The organism is Acidovorax sp. NB1 (genome assembly GCF_005405905.1).
Lineage (GTDB): Bacteria > Pseudomonadota > Gammaproteobacteria > Burkholderiales > Burkholderiaceae_C > Acidovorax.
In genome coordinates this window covers 118,822-134,802 of sequence record NZ_BJHU01000043.1, presented here as the reverse complement: position 1 = coordinate 134,802, position 15,981 = coordinate 118,822, and the positions used below count along the sequence as shown (strand labels likewise).

General features: G+C 65.8%; 17 protein-coding genes. 4 read left to right on the top strand and 13 right to left on the bottom strand.

Annotation, left to right across the window (positions count from 1 at the left end; all coding sequences use genetic code 11):
• The first annotated feature begins 177 nt into the window (after nucleotides 1–177).
• On the top strand, nucleotides 178–471 hold the full coding sequence (locus AvAM_RS21555) for a DUF4148 domain-containing protein (protein WP_137745186.1): 294 nt from the start codon (nucleotides 178–180) through the stop codon (nucleotides 469–471).
• A 125-nt stretch (nucleotides 472–596) separates the two neighbouring features.
• On the opposite strand, the gene AvAM_RS21550 is transcribed toward AvAM_RS21555, so the two are convergent.
• Nucleotides 597–1,235, bottom strand: coding sequence for a 3-oxoacid CoA-transferase subunit B (locus AvAM_RS21550; RefSeq protein ID WP_137748994.1), 639 nt, complete (start codon nucleotides 1,233–1,235; stop codon nucleotides 597–599).
• Between the two features lie 2 nt (nucleotides 1,236–1,237).
• Nucleotides 1,238–1,957, bottom strand: coding sequence for a CoA transferase subunit A (locus AvAM_RS21545; RefSeq protein WP_137748993.1), 720 nt, complete (start codon nucleotides 1,955–1,957; stop codon nucleotides 1,238–1,240).
• A 75-nt stretch (nucleotides 1,958–2,032) separates the two neighbouring features.
• On the opposite strand from AvAM_RS21545, the gene AvAM_RS21540 reads away from it, so the two are divergent.
• Nucleotides 2,033–2,578, top strand: a complete 546-nt coding sequence (locus AvAM_RS21540; RefSeq protein WP_137748992.1) for a PAS and helix-turn-helix domain-containing protein — start codon at nucleotides 2,033–2,035, stop codon at nucleotides 2,576–2,578.
• 139 nt (nucleotides 2,579–2,717) lie between these two features.
• Here the strand turns inward: AvAM_RS21540 and AvAM_RS21535 are convergent, their stop codons facing one another.
• The 11 genes from AvAM_RS21535 to AvAM_RS21485 form a co-directional block, all read right to left on the bottom strand.
• Complete coding sequence (locus AvAM_RS21535) at nucleotides 2,718–3,116, bottom strand: carboxymuconolactone decarboxylase family protein (RefSeq protein WP_137748991.1); 399 nt, start codon at nucleotides 3,114–3,116, stop codon at nucleotides 2,718–2,720.
• A 123-nt stretch (nucleotides 3,117–3,239) separates the two neighbouring features.
• Nucleotides 3,240–5,435: a catalase/peroxidase HPI gene (gene katG, locus AvAM_RS21530; protein WP_137748990.1), complete on the bottom strand. Its 2,196-nt coding sequence runs from the start codon at nucleotides 5,433–5,435 to the stop codon at nucleotides 3,240–3,242.
• A gap of 170 nt (nucleotides 5,436–5,605) precedes the next feature.
• The gene (locus tag AvAM_RS21525; RefSeq protein WP_137748989.1) at nucleotides 5,606–6,523 is read right to left on the bottom strand and encodes an SMP-30/gluconolactonase/LRE family protein; all 918 of its coding nucleotides are present in this window, start codon (nucleotides 6,521–6,523) and stop codon (nucleotides 5,606–5,608) included.
• A 17-nt stretch (nucleotides 6,524–6,540) separates the two neighbouring features.
• The gene (locus AvAM_RS21520) at nucleotides 6,541–7,443 is read right to left on the bottom strand and encodes an amidohydrolase (protein ID WP_137748988.1); all 903 of its coding nucleotides are present in this window, start codon (nucleotides 7,441–7,443) and stop codon (nucleotides 6,541–6,543) included.
• Between the two features lie 3 nt (nucleotides 7,444–7,446).
• The gene (locus tag AvAM_RS21515) at nucleotides 7,447–8,403 is read right to left on the bottom strand and encodes a tripartite tricarboxylate transporter substrate binding protein (RefSeq protein ID WP_137748987.1); all 957 of its coding nucleotides are present in this window, start codon (nucleotides 8,401–8,403) and stop codon (nucleotides 7,447–7,449) included.
• Nucleotides 8,404–8,462: 59 nt separating this feature from the next.
• A complete protein-coding gene (locus tag AvAM_RS21510) occupies nucleotides 8,463–9,461 on the bottom strand; it encodes a tripartite tricarboxylate transporter substrate binding protein (RefSeq protein WP_137748986.1) in 999 nt (332 codons plus the stop codon).
• Nucleotides 9,462–9,532: 71 nt separating this feature from the next.
• Nucleotides 9,533–10,492 carry an NAD(P)-dependent oxidoreductase gene (locus AvAM_RS21505; RefSeq protein ID WP_171012359.1) on the bottom strand — a complete coding sequence of 320 codons (960 nt, stop codon included), beginning with the start codon at nucleotides 10,490–10,492 and terminating at the stop codon, nucleotides 9,533–9,535.
• Entirely contained in the window at nucleotides 10,489–11,175 is a 687-nt protein-coding gene (locus tag AvAM_RS21500) for an RraA family protein (protein WP_137748985.1), read from the bottom strand. Before AvAM_RS21500 ends, AvAM_RS21505 begins: the two co-directional genes overlap by 4 nt.
• A gap of 65 nt (nucleotides 11,176–11,240) precedes the next feature.
• Complete coding sequence (locus AvAM_RS21495; protein WP_137748984.1) at nucleotides 11,241–12,239, bottom strand: tripartite tricarboxylate transporter substrate binding protein; 999 nt, start codon at nucleotides 12,237–12,239, stop codon at nucleotides 11,241–11,243.
• 35 nt (nucleotides 12,240–12,274) lie between these two features.
• The gene (locus AvAM_RS21490; protein ID WP_137748983.1) at nucleotides 12,275–13,183 is read right to left on the bottom strand and encodes an amidohydrolase; all 909 of its coding nucleotides are present in this window, start codon (nucleotides 13,181–13,183) and stop codon (nucleotides 12,275–12,277) included.
• A 47-nt stretch (nucleotides 13,184–13,230) separates the two neighbouring features.
• Complete coding sequence (locus AvAM_RS21485) at nucleotides 13,231–14,226, bottom strand: tripartite tricarboxylate transporter substrate binding protein (RefSeq protein ID WP_137748982.1); 996 nt, start codon at nucleotides 14,224–14,226, stop codon at nucleotides 13,231–13,233.
• A gap of 146 nt (nucleotides 14,227–14,372) precedes the next feature.
• Between AvAM_RS21485 and AvAM_RS21480 the strand changes: the two genes are divergently transcribed.
• Both AvAM_RS21480 and AvAM_RS21475 read left to right on the top strand, forming a co-directional pair.
• A complete protein-coding gene (locus AvAM_RS21480) occupies nucleotides 14,373–15,176 on the top strand; it encodes an IclR family transcriptional regulator (RefSeq protein ID WP_137748981.1) in 804 nt (267 codons plus the stop codon).
• 225 nt (nucleotides 15,177–15,401) lie between these two features.
• Nucleotides 15,402–15,980 (top strand): peroxidase-related enzyme, encoded by a 579-nt coding sequence (locus AvAM_RS21475; protein ID WP_137748980.1) that lies wholly within the window; start codon nucleotides 15,402–15,404, stop codon nucleotides 15,978–15,980.
• Nucleotide 15,981 lies beyond the last annotated feature (1 nt).

The following is a 15,981-nucleotide window of genomic DNA, read 5'->3' as shown; positions in this document are numbered from 1 at the left end:
GAGCACCGCTGATCGCGCTGCTGTGCGTGCCCAAGCTGCCGAAGCTGTGCGCACTGGCCCGATCTCTTACGGCGAGCGTGGTTGATTGATCAGCGCTTGATTCGCTGAATCCACCGCTCTTCCTGTTTCGTATTGCCTAGTACATCCCTCTTTTTTGAATTTCATCGGAGTTTCACCATGAACAAGACCGCTCGCATCATCTCCATCGCCGCTGTGGCTGCTTTCTCTGCCTTCGGCGCCCACGCTGACGAAGCCGATGGCTCGCAGTTCGCTCTGAAGTTCGACACCAACCGCACCCGTGCTGAAGTGGCTGCCGAAGCCGCCACGGTGGCCCAGACCCGCTCCATCGAACCCGCAGGTTCGCGTGTGGTGACCTACAAGAGCACCGCTGACCGCGCTGCTGTGCGTGCCCAGGCTGCTGAAGCCCTGCGCACGGGCCAGATCCCTTCGGGCGAATTCAGCGCCATGTAATTCCAACCGGCCTGTGCAGGCCGGTCGTGAAGTGCAAATGCCATACAAAAGGCCGGAGTCCCTTGCGGGGCTCCGGCCTTTTTTGCTGGATGCCAAGCAGCCAATGAATCGCTGCGAAAGGTTGATTACTTGATCAGCGTGACGCCCGTCTTGGCCTGCAGGGCTTCAAACGTCACGCCGGGGGCCAGTTCCACCAGTTTGAGGCCTTGCGGCGTCACGTCCATCACTGCCAGGTCGGTGATGATACGGTCCACCACACCCACACCCGTGAGGGGCAGCGTGCAAGCGGGCAGGATCTTCAGGTCTTCTGTGCCGTCTTTCTTCTTGGCGACATGCTCCATGAGCACGATCACGCGCTTGACACCCGCCACCAGGTCCATAGCGCCGCCCATGCCCTTGACCATCTTGCCGGGGATCATCCAGTTGGCCAGGTCGCCCTTTTCGCTGACCTGCATGGCACCCAGGATGGACAGATTGATCTTGCCGCCACGGATCATGGCAAACGACTGATCGCTGCCGAAGATGGACGAGCCCTTGATGGTGGTCACCGTCTGCTTGCCAGCGTTGATCAGGTCCGGGTCCACCTTGTCGTCGGTCGGGAAGGGGCCGATGCCCAGCATGCCGTTCTCGGACTGGAGCCACACCTCCTTGTCACCGGTGAAATTGGCCACCAGCGTGGGAATGCCGATCCCCAGGTTCACGTAGAAGCCGTCTTCGAGTTCTTGGGCCGCACGGGCGGCCATCTGGTCTTGGGTCCACGGCATGGTCAGGCTCCTGCTTTCTCGGTCTTGGTCTCGGTAATCGTTCGTTTTTCGATGCGCTTTTCAGGGTTGGCATTGAGCACGATGCGGTGCACATAGATGCCAGGCAGGTGGATGTCATCAGGGGCCAGTTCGCCCACTTCCACGATCTTTTCCACCTCGACGATGCAGACCTTGCCAGCGGTGGCCGCTGCGGGGTTGAAGTTGCGTGCCGTCAGGTTGAAACGCAGGTTGCCCGACTTGTCGGCCACGTCAGCCTTGACCAGCGAGACCTCGGGCACCAGGGAGCGCTCCATCACATAAGTTTCGCCATCGAACTCGCGCAGCTCCTTGCCGTCGGCCACGATGGTGCCCACGCCGGTCTTGGTAAAGAAGGCCGGGATGCCAGCACCGCCCGCGCGCAGCTTTTCGGCCAGCGTGCCCTGGGGGGTGAATTCGAGCTCCAGCTCGCCCGCGAGGTACTGGCGCTCGAATTCCTTGTTTTCGCCTACGTACGACGAGATCATCTTCTTGATCTGGCGGGTTTCGAGCAGCTTGCCCAGGCCAAAGCCGTCCACGCCCGCGTTGTTGGAGATCACGGTGAGGTTCTTTGCACCCGAATCGCGCAGCGCGTCGATCAGGGCTTCAGGAATGCCACACAGCCCGAAACCGCCAACAGCCATGAGTTGGCCGTCTGCAACCACGCCCTTCAGGGCTTCGGCTGCGGAGGGGAATATCTTGTTCACCACGATCTCCTTATGAATGGGATGCGCTACGATACTACGTATCTAAATAAGTAGTTTCTCGTAAAGACTTGCACTATGGACGTTGACTACCGACTGGCTTTCGACATGGCCCCCGTGGGGCTGGTGCTGTCACGCAACCGCACCATGGTCGATTGCAACCGGCACGTGTGCGAGATGTTCGGCGCCTCGCGCGAGGTGCTGATTGGCCAGTCGTTCCAGATACTCTATCCCAGCGCCGACGAATATGAACGGCTTGGGGCCCATATGGAACCCATCCTGAACGCCAAGGGCCACTATGCGGACAACCGCATCATGAAGCGCGCCAACGGCGAGGTGTTCTGGTGCCATGTCTCGGGTCGCGCGCTCAACCGCGAGAATCCGCACGCTTCAGGCATCTGGAGCTTTGAAGACCTGAGTTCGCAACGCACCGTGAAAGCCGAACTCACTGGCCGCGAGCGCGAGGTGGCAGCCCGCCTGCTGGAGGGGCTGACCTCCAAGGAGATTGGCCGTGCGCTGGAGATCAGCCACCGCACAGTGGAAATCTACCGTGCACGCCTTATGCGCAAGTACAACGCCTCCACCGCGGCCGACCTGGTGCACAAGCTGCTGGCGGGGGGATAGCCCCCCTGAGTCGCTTCGCGCCTTCCCCCTGAGGGGAACGCCACCAGTGGCCTGGCAAAGCCAGTTCCACGGTGGCGCTGGCTTGGTGCATGCCAGTTCTACGGGCGACAGGAAGCAGTCCAAGCGGAAGACCGCATTGTCAGCCCTTCTTGGGTCCGTCGATCACCTCGGCAGCAGTGCGGAAGGCCTCCACGGCTGCAGGAAGCCCGCAATAAATGCTGGCGTGCAGCAGCACTTCCTGGATCTCTGCCGACGTGGCGCCGTTGTTGAGCGCGCCACGCACATGGCCCTTGAGTTCATGCTGCTTGCCCAGCGCCGTCAGAAAAGCCACGGTGATCAGGCTGCGCGTCTTCATGTCCAGCCCCGGCCGCTGCCACACGTCGCCCCAGGCATTGCGGGTGATGAACTCCTGGATCGGCTGGGTGAATTCGGTGGCATTGCCAAAGGCATTGGCCACAAAGTCCTCGCCCATGACCTGCTTGCGCGTGGCCAGGCCTTTGTCGAAATCCTTGGTGGAGGGTGTGGATGGTTGGGTCATGCGGGCTCTCTGGTTCAGTTGGGGCCGCCATCGTAGCCGCCCCCTTGCACGCACAAGGCACACACCCATAAAAACGCCCCCTGCGGCGTCCCTCGGGACCTGCAGGGGGCGTGGGCTCAACACTCAGGCCTTGGCCGCCGCCAGATCAAACCGGTCCAGGTTCATGACCTTGGTCCAGGCGCGGGCGAAGTCCTGCACAAACACCGCCTGGGCATCGCTGCTGCCGTAGACCTCGGCCAGCGCACGCAGCACCGCGTTGGAGCCAAACACCAGGTCGGCCACCGTGCCGGTCCACTTCTTGGCGCCCGTGCTGCGGTCCACACCGTCCAGCACACCGGCTGCGCCCGCCGACTTCTGCCATTGGGTGCGCATGTCGAGCAGGTTCACGAAGAAGTCATTGCTCAACGTGCCAGGGCGCTGCGTCAAGACACCATGGGGCGCCTGGCCCACATTGGCACCCAGCACGCGCAGGCCACCGATCAGCACCATCATCTCGGGTGCCGTCAGAGTGAGTTGGTTGGCACGGTCCACCAGCAACTCGGCCACGGCGCCTTCCAGGCCGGGGCGCACATAGTTGCGGAAACCATCGGCCACGGGCTCCATGACCTCGAACGAAGGCACATCGGTCTGGTCCTGCGATGCATCCGTGCGGCCGGGGGTGAAGGGCACGGTCACGTTCTGTCCCGCCTGCTTCGCTGCGGCCTCGACGGCGGCGCCGCCGGCCAGCACGATCAGGTCAGCGAGCGAGATCTTCTTGCCGCCCGTCTGCGCCGCATTGAACGCCTGCTGGATCTTTTCGAGCTGGCCCAGCACCTTGGCCAGTTGTGCGGGCTGGTTCACGGCCCAGTCCTTCTGCGGCGCCAGACGAATGCGCGCGCCATTGGCGCCACCGCGCTTGTCGCCGCCACGGAAGGTAGAGGCAGACGCCCAGGCAGTGGACACCAGCTCCGAGATTGACAGGCCCGAGGCCAGCACCTGGGCCTTGAGCGCAGCGATGTCTTGCGCATCGACCAGCGCGTGGTCCACCGCAGGGATCGGGTCTTGCCACACCAGCACTTCGGCGGGCACTTCAGCCCCCAGGTAGCGTGCACGCGGCCCCATGTCGCGGTGCGTGAGCTTGAACCAGGCACGCGCAAACGCGTCGGCAAACTGCTCGGGGTGCGCCAGGAAGCGGCGCGAGATCTTTTCGTAGGCCGGGTCAAAGCGCAGCGACAGGTCGGTGGTGAGCATGGTGGGCACCAGCTTTTTCGACGGGTCGTGGGCGTGCGGGATCGTCGCTGCCGCGCCCTTGGCCGTCCACTGGTGGGCACCCGCCGGGCTCTTGGTCAGCTCCCATTCGTAGCCGAACAGGTTTTCGAAGAAGTTGTTGCTCCACTGCGTGGGCGTGGTGGTCCAGGTGACTTCCAAGCCGCTGGTGATGGTGTCGCCAGCCTTGCCAGAACCATGGCTGCTCTTCCAGCCCAGGCCCTGCTCTTCGATGCCTGCGCCTTCGGGCTCCTTGCCCACCAGCGCAGCGTCGCCTGCACCGTGGGTCTTGCCAAAGGTGTGGCCGCCAGCAATCAGGGCCACGGTCTCTTCATCGTCCATGGCCATGCGGGCGAAGGTGTCGCGGATGTCGCGCGCGGCGGCGATGGGGTCAGGGTTGCCGTTCGGGCCTTCGGGGTTCACGTAGATCAGGCCCATCTGCACAGCGGCCAGGGGGTTAGCCAGGTCGCGCTCGCCGCTGTAGCGTTTGTCGCCCGCCAGCCAGGTGGATTCGGCACCCCAGTACACGTTCTCATCGGGTTCCCACACGTCGGGGCGGCCACCGGCAAAACCAAAGGTCTTGAAGCCCATGGATTCGAGCGCCACGTTGCCCGCCAGGATCATCAAATCGGCCCACGAAATCTTGCGACCATATTTCTGCTTGACGGGCCAGAGCAGGCGGCGCGCCTTGTCCAGGTTGGCGTTGTCGGGCCAGCTGTTGAGCGGCGCAAAACGCTGTTGCCCTGCCCCCGCGCCACCACGGCCGTCCGCCAGGCGGTAGGTGCCTGCGCTGTGCCAGGTCATGCGCACAAACAGCGGGCCATAGTGGCCAAAGTCTGCGGGCCACCAGTCCTGCGAATCGGTCATGACCGCATGCAGGTCCTTCTTCAGAGCCGCCAGGTCCAGGGTCTTGAATTCTTCGGCGTAGTTGAAGCCCTCACCCATCGGGTCGGTGAGCGGCGAGTTCTGGTTCAGGGGGCGGAGATTGAGCTGGTTGGGCCACCAGTCGGCATTGCGGGGGCCTGTGGGCACCGCCTTGGTGTGGTCAAAGGGGCACTTGGCTTCGGTGGTCATGGGGCATCTCCTGTAGGAACGTGAATGAACGTATCGACAGGACAGATGGTAGGAAGCAATCGATGACAGGTAAATTGAATCGATTGAATCCCTTTAATAGTCAATTTCAATAGAACACCACATCACCATTGGTGTTTCCGAAGATGCACCCCGCCGGAGCGACCGCCCAATCAGCGCGGCCGTGCCAACGGCAGCCCACCCACCTCCATCTGTGCGCGCAGGATGTGGCCATGGGTGGAATCGGTCACGTACAGCATGGTGCGCCCTTCTCCGCCAAACGCCAGGTTGGTGGTAGAGGCGCCCGCAGGCCCACGCAGCACCAGCACGGGCTCGGCACGGTGGTTGAGCACCCACACATAGCCCAGGCCCGGGTTGGCCACCAGCAGCCGCCCCTGCGCATCCACGGCCAGCCCGTCGGGGCCACTCGGGCCATATGACGTGAAGAACTGCCCCACCTTGGCCACGCTGCCATCGGGCAGCAACGGCACGCGCCACACGCAGTTGCCACGCGTGGCGGCGAGGTACAGCACGCGGCCGTCGGGCGACAGTGCCACGCCATTGGGGCTGGGCACATTGGTCAGCAGCAGGTCGAGTTGGCCGTTGGGGCGCAGGCGGTACAGGCGGCCGCTCGGGTCGTGCAGCCCGCTCTGGCCCTGGTCGGTGAAATACAGGTTGCCTTCGGCGTCGAAGATCAAATCGTTCACCCCCTTGAAGCGTTCGCTGTTGCGGCGCTCCAGGTAGGGCGTGACGGTGCCGGTGGCGACATCCAGCCGCATGAGGCCGTTCTTGTAGTCGGTGACCAGCAGCGTGTCTGCGTCCATGAACTTCATGCCGTTGGGTTCGCCGTCGTACTCGGCCACCAGCGTCCACGCGCCCTCGGGGTCGATGCGGAAGATGCGGCCCCAGGGGATGTCGGTCACGTACAGGTTGCCTGCACCGTCGAACACCGGGCCTTCGAGGAACGAGTCGGTGATGGTGCCGCCCCGGTTGGCGTCGGCCCAGGCACTGCGCTCCGGGCGGCGGAAGGCCTCGGGCATGGCGCTGAACAAGGCCAGATCGCGGATCTCAGGGGGTTGCAGAAGAAACATGGAAAAGTCCCTCGTTGTCAGGAAATGGCCTCGAAACCATACAGCCGCGCCGGGTTGTCCACCAGGATGCGGTGCATCACAGCCTCCGATCCCGCCCAGGCGTGCAGCAGGTCCACCAGGTCGGCATCGTTCACACTGCCCGGTGCCTCGGTGGTGTGGGGCCAGTCGCTGCCCCACACCAGGCGCTCAGGTGCGGCCAACACCAGCGCGCGGCCCAGCGGCAGCGTGTCGGCGTAGCTTGGGCCCTGCACGCGGGAGCGCATGTAGGCGCCCGAAAGTTTGACCCAGGTGTTGCCCCCGTCCAGCAACCGGCGCAGCGCGCCCATCGCCTCAGACGACGGCCTTTCGGCCGGATCCATGCGCCCCAGGTGGTCGATGACCAGCGGCACCGGCATGGCGCGCAGCACAGGTTCAAGCGCCACGATCTGCTCCGGGTGTGCAAACACTTGGATGTGCCAGCCATTGCAGTCTGCATGGCGCACCACCTTGCCCGCCAGCGTGGCCAGCATCTCAGGGGTCGTGGTGCCCCAGGACTGGGGCGAGACAAAGTTGATCCGCAGGCCGCGCACGCGCCGGGCGGCCAAGTGGGCCAGCTCTATGTCGCCCACGCCCTCGCCCACCACGGCCACGCCGCGTGCGCTGTCGCCCAGTTGGTCCAGCGCATCCAGCGTGCAGGCGTTGTTGGTGCCATAGGTCGAGGGCGTGACCACCAGCGCGCGCGAGGTTCCCAGGCGCTTCTGCAGCTGCCGGTAAGCAGCCACGGGTGCATGGGGCGGCGTGCGCGGCCAGTGGGGCGAAGGAGAAAACCGCGCGTCGAAGATGTGCATGTGGCTATCGCACGCACCGGGCGGCAGCGGGCGCTGGGGGCGGTTCAATCCCGCCGAGTGCGGCACGGGCGCAGTCAGCGCAGGCAAAGGCATGGCTCAGTCCAGCTTGATATTGCCCTTCTTCACCACCTCGCCCCATTTCGCGTCTTCCTTCTTCAGAAAGGCGGCAAAGTCGGCGGGCGTGGAGCCCACGGGCTGTGCGCCCATGTCGGCCAGGCGCTGCTTCACCTCTTCTTCCTTCATCACGTCCTGCAGCGCCTGCTGCAGCTGGGTGGCCACAGGGGCGGGCGTGCCAGCGGGCAGGAAAACGCCATTCCACTCAAAAGCCTCGTAGCCCGGAACGGCAGCCTCGGCCACCGTGGGCACATCGGGCAGGCGCTTGGAACGCTCAGGCGCCGACACGGCCAGCGCGCGCAGCTTGCCGCCCGATACATGCGGGTAGGTGGCAGCCACGGTGCCAAACATGAAGTCCACCTGCCCACCCATCACATCGGTGATGGCGGGGCCACCACTTTTGTAGGGCACATGCACCATGTCCAGCCCGAGTTGCTGGCGGAACAGCTCCGCCGCCAGGCGCTGCACCGTGCCGCTGCCGCCCGAGGCAAAGTTGATCTTGCCGGGCTGCGCCTTGGCCTTGGCGATGAGGTCGCCCACGTTCTTGAAAGGCGCATCGGCCCTCACGATGAGCACGTTGGGCGCCAGCATCACCAGCGACAGCGGCTGCAGCGCGTTGCTGGCATACGGCATCTTGGGGAACAGGTGCGGGTTGATGGAATGCGGCGTGGCGTCGTACAGCATGGTGTAGCCGTCGGCCGGGGCCTTGGCCACAAAGCTGGCGCCAATGGTGCCGCTGGCCCCGGCCTTGTTGTCCACCACCACGCTGGTGCCCAGCTTGATACCCAGGCGCGTGGCCACCACGCGGGCCACGGCATCGGCCGCACCGCCAGGGGCGTAGGGCACGACCAGGGTGATGGGCCGCTCAGGGAAGGCGGCATGGACCAGGCCAGCGGTCAGGGCGCAGGCGGCGATCAGGGGTTTCACAAAACGGAACATGGGGAGTCTCCTCGCGGGATTGAATGTTGGGGCGTAAAAAGTGCGGCGGTTTCTGCAGCTCAGTCCGCCTTCAGGTCCAGATCGCGCGCAATCTGCGTGTAGGTGACCACCTCGCGGCCCACCTGGCTGGCAAACGCGGCGCCGCAGGTAGCATCGGCGTCCAGCCCCAGGCCACGCAGCTTGTCGGTGGCAGCGGGGCTTTGCACAAAGTCCCGGGCCACGCGCTCCAACTGCTGGGTGGTGGCCTCGTCCAGGCCCGCCGGGGCCAGCAGGCCATACCAGGCGTCGGCCGAATAGTTGCCACCACCGGCTTCGGCAAACGTGGCCACGTCGGGCAGCAGCGACGACCGCTTGGGCGACGCCACGGCCAGCGCGGTGAGCTTGCCGCTCTTGATCTGCGGCAGCACCGAACCCAGCGTGGCAAACGAGCTGTCGAGCTGGCCGCCCACCAGGTCCGTCACCACGGGCGCAGCGCCCTTGTAGGGCACGTGGTTCAGTTGCAGGCTGTTGGCGCGGGCAAACATCTCGGTGGCAAAGTGGCCCGAACTGCCCACACCCGCCGTGCCCGCAGACAGGCGCCCCGGCTCCTTGCGCGCACGGGCCATGTAGTCGGCCAGCGACTTCACCGGCAGGGCCTGCCCCACCACCAGCACCGTGGGGCTGGTGGCCACGGTGCACAGCGGCTTGAACGATTTGACCGCATCAAACTTGACCTGCCCGGCATACAGCCCCGGGATCATGGTGTGGTTGGTGGCGCCAAACAGCAGCGTGTAACCATCGGCCGGTGCGCTGGCCACTGCCTGGGCGGCCAGGATGGTGTTGGCGCCGGGTTTGTTGTCCACCACAAAGGGCTGGCCCAGCGCGCGGCTGGCATGGTCGGCAAACGCGCGCGCCACCACGTCGGTGGGGCCGCCTGCGGCAAACCCCACCACCAGCCTCACAGGCTTGTGGGGGTATGCGGTTTGCGCCCCTGCAGCGCCAGATGCTATACAAACAATAGCTATCAGCGCTTGATGGACGCGCGCAGAGGCCGCTTTTTTCTTAAAAATTTGGTGCATATCGTTGTCTCCACAGGCCGGGGCGCCCTGCCCCATGCCTTTTTCTTTTTGTGTTCAGCGCGTGGCTGTCGTCAGGCAGCAGCAGCCGCCGCCACTTCGCCAGGAGTGCGGGCCAGCACGGCCAGCAGGTTCTGGGCTGCACCCACGCCCATGTTCACGTAGGCATCGCTGGTCACGCCGCCGATGTGGGGCGACAGGATGACGTTCTTCTCACCCTGGAACGGATGGCCCGCCACCATGGGCTCGACTGCAAAGCTGTCCAGCCCCGCAGCCATCACCTGGCCCGAACGCACAGCAGCCAGCAGCGCGGCCTCGTCGATCAGACCGCCCCGCGCGGTGTTCACCACGATCACGCCGCGCTTGCATTGCGCCAGCGTGGTGGCGTTCAGCATGCCGCGGTTGTCGTCGGTCAGCGGGCAGTGCAGCGAGATTGCATCCGCTTCGCGCCAGATGGTTTCGAGAGGAACGCTCTGCACATAAGCGGGCAGGTTCTTGGCGAAGGGGTCGAAACCGATCACACGCATACCCAACGCGTCGGCCATCTTGGCAAAACGCAGGCCGATGGCGCCCAGGCCCACCAGGCCCACGGTGCGGCCACCCAGCTCCAGGCTCTTGTGCGTGGCCTTGTCCCAGTGGCCTGCGTGCATGCGCGCATCCAGTGCCACCACGGATTTGGCGCAGGCCAGCAGCAGGGCCAGGGCCTGTTCGGCCACGGCGGCGGCATTGGCGCCCACGGCGGCCACCACCTCAATGCCACGGGCTTTGGCGGCCACCTTGTCGATGGTGTCGGTGCCGCTGCCGTGTTTGGAGATGACCTTGAGCGCGGGGGCTGCGTCCATCACCGCCGCGCCCACCTTGCCGTAGCGCACGATGATGGCCACGGGGTTGTGGCGCTGGCACAGGGCCACCAGGTCGTCCTCGGTGGGCGTTTTGCCTGCGTAGACGACTTCGTAGCCTGCGAGCAAATCCAGGGCTTGTTGCGCCAGGTCGGCGCCGGTCACGATGATGACGGGGTGGGTAGCGTTGCTCACAGCGATTCCCCTTCCTTGAGAACGCCGGCAGCGCGCAGGGCAGCGGGCAGCCATTTCGATGCGGTGTCGCCGCGAGCAATCGCCTCGATGCGCGCCGCTTCGTCGGCCACCTTCTTGTCGGCCAGGGCCAGCATGGCGGGGGCCTTTTCGCGTTCGATGACGACCACGCCATCGGCGTCGCCCACCACCAGGTCACCGGGGTTCACCACGGCGCCACCGGTACAGATGGGATGGTTGATGCGGCCAGGCACATATTTGGTGGGGCCTGCGGGGTTGAAACCTGCGCTGAACACGGGGAAGTCCAGCTCCAGGATCTCCAGCTTGTCGCGGATGGCGGCGTCCACGATCACACCCGCCAGGCCGCGCTTCTTGCAGGCGCTGAGCATCAGCGTGCCCATCAGCGCGGCGGTCTGGTCGCCCTTGCCGTCGATCACCAGCACGTCGCCCGGCTGGGCCAGCGCAATGGCAGCGTGGATCATGAGGTTGTCGCCGGGGCGCACTTCCACGGTGAAGGCGGGGCCCGCTACCTTCATGCTCTGGTGCACCGGCGCCACGCGGCCGTGCATCGTGCCGCGCCGGCCCGCCACGTCGGCCAGGATCGCGGCCTGGTAGGTTGCGGCCTGGGTCACCACGTCGGCGCCCACGCGCTCAATGGTGCGGATGATTTCGGGGAGTTGGCTCATGGTGGGTTCCGTTCGATAGAAAAAGAATGTGAGGAATGCGCAAAGGGGCCGAGTGCGGGCCGGGCTCAATCGGCCTGGATGTTTCCGTCCTTGATGACCTTGGCCCACTTGGCGGAGTCGGCCTTTTGCAGGTCGCCCAGCTGCTGGGGCGTGCCACCCACCAGCGTCACGCCCAGCTTGTCGGCCAGGGCGACCACGGCAGGGTCTTTCAGGGTTTTGTTGATTTCATGGTTCAGGCGCTGCACCACGGCCGCAGGCGTTTTGGCCGGTGCAAACACGGCCTGCCACTGCTCGACCACAAAGTCCTTCAGGCCCGCCTCGCCCATCGTGGGCACGGCAGGCAGCGGCTTGAGGCGCTGGGCCGACGTGACGGCCAGCGCGCGCAGCTTGCCCGCCTGCACATGGGGCAACGCAGCGGCGGCGGGTGCGAACATGAACTGCGCCTGCTCGGCCAGCGTGTCCTGCAGCGCCGGGGTGTCGCCCTTGTAGGGCACGTGGATGAAGCGTGCGCCCGTTTGCTGCTGCAGCAACTCGCCCTGCATCTGCAGGATGGTGCCGTTGCCGCCCGAGGCAAACGCGAGCTTGCCCGGCTGCGCCTTGGCGGCAGCCAGCAGGTCGGCCACGTTCTTGAACGGCTGGTTGGCCCCTACCACCAGAATGTGCGGAATGGTGCCCACGGTGACCACGGGTTCAAACGACGTGATGTGGTCATACGGCAGCTTGGCCATGAGGTGTGGCGCAATCGCCTGCGGGCCGATCGAGGTGCCCAGCAAGGTGAATCCATCGGGCTGCGCCTTGGCCACAAAGGCCGCACCAATGGTGCCGGTGGCGCCCGCCTTGTTGTCCACGATCACGTTGGTGCCCAGGGCCGGGCCCAGGCGCTGCGCGATGTTGCGGCCCAGCACATCGGTGCTGCCGCCTGCGGGGTACGGCACCACCCAGGTGATGAGCTTGCCGCCCGGCCAGTCTGCCTGGGCCCAGGCAGGCACAGCCAGCATGGCGCCCCCCAGAGCCAGCAGGCTGCGGCGGGCGATGCGATGAAGGGGGCGTGAAGTGGTGGTCATGGCAATGCCTTCCAAACAATCGAACAAAGGGGTTGTCACAGCGGGCGGCCGAAGCCGTAGAGCGCCTGCGGGTTGTCCACCAGCACCTGGTGCAGCAGCGCAGGGCCGCCACAGGCAGCGGTCCAGTCCGCCAGGCGGTCTACCTGGCGGGCGTCGTCGGGCAGGGGCTGCACACCGGCCGATGCCGTGGCGTGGGGCCAGTCACTGCCCCACACCACACGCCCGGGCGCGCAACGCAGGTAGCTGGCGGCCAGGGCGTCGAGCAGCGGGTCTTCCACCGAATGCACGCTGCTCACGATGTAGCCACCCGACAGCTTCACCCATGCCCGCCCGCTTTGCAGCAGCCCCAGCAGCACCGCATGTGCGGCATGGCGCCCGGCCTGCGCGGGGGCGATGCGCCCGAAGTGGTCAAACACCAGCGGCACGGGCAACTGGCCGAGCACGACGCCCTGCTCTGCCAGCTGCTCGGGCGGCACCAGCAACTGCAGATGCCAGCCCCACGGTGCGATGCGGTGGGCCAGCGGCACGATGGAGTCCACCGAACCCGACACTCCCAGCGACAGGTTGAGCCGCACGCCGCGCACACCGGCAGCGTGCAGATGGTGCAGCTCGGCGTCGCTTTCGCTGCCATCGATCACGGCCACGCCGCGCGCATCCACTCCCATCGCCGCGAGCGCGGCCAGCCCTTCGAGCAGGCAGCGGTTGTCATGGCCATAGGTCGAGGGCGTGACCAGCACCACCCGCGTGGTGCCGATGTGTTGCTGCAGCGCGCGGTAGTCCTGGGCCGAGGCATCGGGTGGCAACAGCCTGGCGCCGGGTGCGGCAGGAAACCGCTGGTCGTACACATGCACATGGCAATCGCAGGCGCCAGCAGGCAGTGCGGTATGTGGCGCGGCGGTGCCCGCCGAGAACGGGACGGGCGTGGCAAGGCAATCGCGGGACATGGCGATGGCTGGGCGAGCGTGGGCGGGCTGCGGTGCAGGCAGCGGTGTCAGTCCAGGCTGGCGCCCGAGTCCTTCACGATCTTGGCCCAGCGCGGCACTTCGGCCCTGAGCAGTTGGCTGAACTGCTCGGCCGTGCCGCCCAGCACGTCGCCGCCTTCGGAGCGCAGCTTGTCGGCCACATCGGGCTGCTGCAGGGCCACGTTGATGGCCTTGTTGAGCTGTGCCACGACGGGTGCGGGCGTGCCCGCAGGCGCGAGGATGCCAAACCAGGTCACGGCCTCGAAGCCCTTGTAGCCAGATTCGGCCAGCGTGGGCACATCGGGCAGCTGTGGCGAGCGCTTGGCCGAGGTGATGGCGATGACCTTGAGCTTGCCGTTGCGCACCTGGCCCAGCAGCGTGGGCACGGACGACATGTACAGATCGATCTGCCCGCCCACCAGGTCCGTCATGGCCTGGGCGGCCCCTTTGTAGGGGATGTGGCGCAGCTTGATGCCTGCCGCGTCTTCCGCCAGTTCGCCTGCCAGGTGTGCCACTGTGCCGTTGCCCGAATAGCCCAGCGTGAGCGCATCGGGCTTGCCCTTGGCGGCCGCCACCACGTCGGCGTAGCTCTTGAAGGGTGAGTTGATGGGCGCGGCCATCACGATGGGCGAGGACGACACCAGCGCCACGGGCACCAGGTCCTTGATCGGGTCGTAGGGCAGCTTGGGGTACAGCGTGGGGTTGATGGCCAGGTTGCTGGTCTGGCCCATGACCAGCGTATAGCCATCGGCGGGCGACTTGGCGACGGCATCCACGCCCAGGTTGCCGCCCGCGCCGGGACGGTTGTCCACGATCACGTTCCATTTGTTCTGGTCCGCGAGCTTTTGCGCCACGGTGCGCGCAATCATGTCGGTGCCACCACCGGGAGGAAATGGCACAACAAGGCGGATGGGCTTGTTCGGGTATGCGGTCTGCGCCAGGGCTGCGCCGGTGGGCACAGCTGCGGCCGCAAGGCCCAGGAAGGCAGCGCACAGGGAGCGCGAAAGCGAAGTGAAGGCGGTCATGGATTTGTCTCCGTTGTGGTGGTTCGTCACGCCGGTCTGCAGGGCCTTTGTTGTGATACGTGTTCTGGTCCGTCGCCGTGGGTTCGACTGTACGCAGACGTTTCAACCCATACAATGCAGTTGCGCACCATGAAACGAATTCCATCATGAGCAACCACCCCACCAAGCCCTCCCAACCCGCCCCCGCGCCCCGTGCCGTGGCATCGGCAGATGCAGAACCCGGCGGTGGCGGCGTCATCGCCGTCACACGCGCCCTGCAGGTGCTGGAGGCCTTTGCACTGGGCGAATCCAGCCTGCCCCTGGCCGAGCTGAGCCGCCGCTGCGGCCTGCACAAGACCACCGTGCTGCGCCTGGCGCGCACCTTGGCGCAGTCGGGCTTCATGGTGCAACGCGAGGACGGCGACTGGCGCCTGGGCCCCGCTGCGGGCTGGCTGGGCGCGCGCTACCAGGCCGGTTTTGATGTGCAGAACGTGCTGGAACCCGCACTGCGCGAGCTGACCCTTGCCACGGGCGAGAGCGCGGCCTTTTACGTGCGCGAAGGCAATGTGCGGACCTGCCTCGTGCGCGTGGAAGGCCCACAAGCGTTGCGCCACCACGCGCGCATGGGCGAGGGCCTGCCGCTGGACAAGGGCTCACCGGGCCGCGTGATCCTGGCGTTTTCGGGCGAGCCGGGCAAGGCCTATGAAGAGATTCGCAAGAAGGGCTACCACTGGTCGATTGGCGAACGCGAACAAGGCGTGGCCACGGTGTCAGCGCCCGTGTTCGGCATGCACTGGCGGCTGATGGGCTCGGTGTGCATCTCGGGCCCGGCATCGCGCCTGCCCGCCGAAAAACTCGAAGCGCTGGCGCAGACGGTGATGGCTGCAGCCACCCAGTTGTCGTATGCGCTGGCAGGCAATTCGGCCGCGCCCGCACAAAGCCCGGTGCGGGCCACCCACTGGCACCCGTGAAATAAAGCTCCCCCTGAGTCGCTTCGCGCCTTCCCCCTCTCTCGCATTGCTGCGCAATGCGGGAGGGGGACGCCCCCAGCGCACGCAAGCGAAGCGCCGCCCACGCGGCACGGCGGCCCTTGCGCGGGGGCACTGGCCTTGGCCGCGCCTGCCTCACACGCAGCGCTCGGATCTTCGCGCCATGGATCGCTCATACTGCGCGCACATCACAGCAAAGGAGATCAAGTGAGCCGCTACCCTTTTCCCGACCTGAACACCCTGCCCGAAGACATCCGCGCACGCATTGTGGAAGTGCAGGAGAAGGCGGGTTTCATCCCCAATGTGTTCCTGGCCTTTGCACGCCGCCCGGCCGAGTGGCGCGCGTTCTTTGCCTACCATGATGCGCTGATGCTGAAAGAGGAAGGCAGCTTGACCAAAGGCGAGCGCGAGATGATCGTCACCACCACCAGCGCCGCCAACCAGTGCCTGTACTGCGTGGTGGCGCACGGCGCGATCCTGCGCATCTACGAGAAGAAGCCCCTCATCGCCGACCAGGTGGCCGTGAACTACCGCAAGGCCGACATCAGCCCGCGCGAGCGCGCCATGCTCGACTTTGCGATGAAGGTCTGCCAGCGCTCGCACGAGATCGAGGACGCCGACTTCGCCGCCCTGCACGCCCACGGCTTTGACGACGAGGACATCTGGGACATTGCGGCCATTACCGCGTTCTTTGGCCTGTCCAACCGCATGGCCAGCTTTGCGGGCATGCTGCCCAACCCCGAGTTCTATCTGATGGGCCGTGTGCCCAAGCCCAAGGCAGCCTGAC

Coding starts and splice junctions, on each gene's coding strand:
- AvAM_RS21555 (WP_137745186.1), top strand. CDS start 178: ATGAACAAGACCGCTCGCATCATCTCCATCGCCGCTGTGGCTGCTTTC.
- AvAM_RS21550 (WP_137748994.1), bottom strand. CDS start 1,235: ATGCCGTGGACCCAAGACCAGATGGCCGCCCGTGCGGCCCAAGAACTC.
- AvAM_RS21540 (WP_137748992.1), top strand. CDS start 2,033: ATGGACGTTGACTACCGACTGGCTTTCGACATGGCCCCCGTGGGGCTG.
- AvAM_RS21535 (WP_137748991.1), bottom strand. CDS start 3,116: ATGACCCAACCATCCACACCCTCCACCAAGGATTTCGACAAAGGCCTG.
- katG (WP_137748990.1), bottom strand. CDS start 5,435: ATGACCACCGAAGCCAAGTGCCCCTTTGACCACACCAAGGCGGTGCCC.
- AvAM_RS21525 (WP_137748989.1), bottom strand. CDS start 6,523: ATGTTTCTTCTGCAACCCCCTGAGATCCGCGATCTGGCCTTGTTCAGC.
- AvAM_RS21520 (WP_137748988.1), bottom strand. CDS start 7,443: ATGCCTTTGCCTGCGCTGACTGCGCCCGTGCCGCACTCGGCGGGATTG.
- AvAM_RS21515 (WP_137748987.1), bottom strand. CDS start 8,403: ATGTTCCGTTTTGTGAAACCCCTGATCGCCGCCTGCGCCCTGACCGCT.
- AvAM_RS21510 (WP_137748986.1), bottom strand. CDS start 9,461: ATGCACCAAATTTTTAAGAAAAAAGCGGCCTCTGCGCGCGTCCATCAA.
- AvAM_RS21500 (WP_137748985.1), bottom strand. CDS start 11,175: ATGAGCCAACTCCCCGAAATCATCCGCACCATTGAGCGCGTGGGCGCC.
- AvAM_RS21495 (WP_137748984.1), bottom strand. CDS start 12,239: ATGACCACCACTTCACGCCCCCTTCATCGCATCGCCCGCCGCAGCCTG.
- AvAM_RS21490 (WP_137748983.1), bottom strand. CDS start 13,183: ATGTCCCGCGATTGCCTTGCCACGCCCGTCCCGTTCTCGGCGGGCACC.
- AvAM_RS21485 (WP_137748982.1), bottom strand. CDS start 14,226: ATGACCGCCTTCACTTCGCTTTCGCGCTCCCTGTGCGCTGCCTTCCTG.
- AvAM_RS21480 (WP_137748981.1), top strand. CDS start 14,373: ATGAGCAACCACCCCACCAAGCCCTCCCAACCCGCCCCCGCGCCCCGT.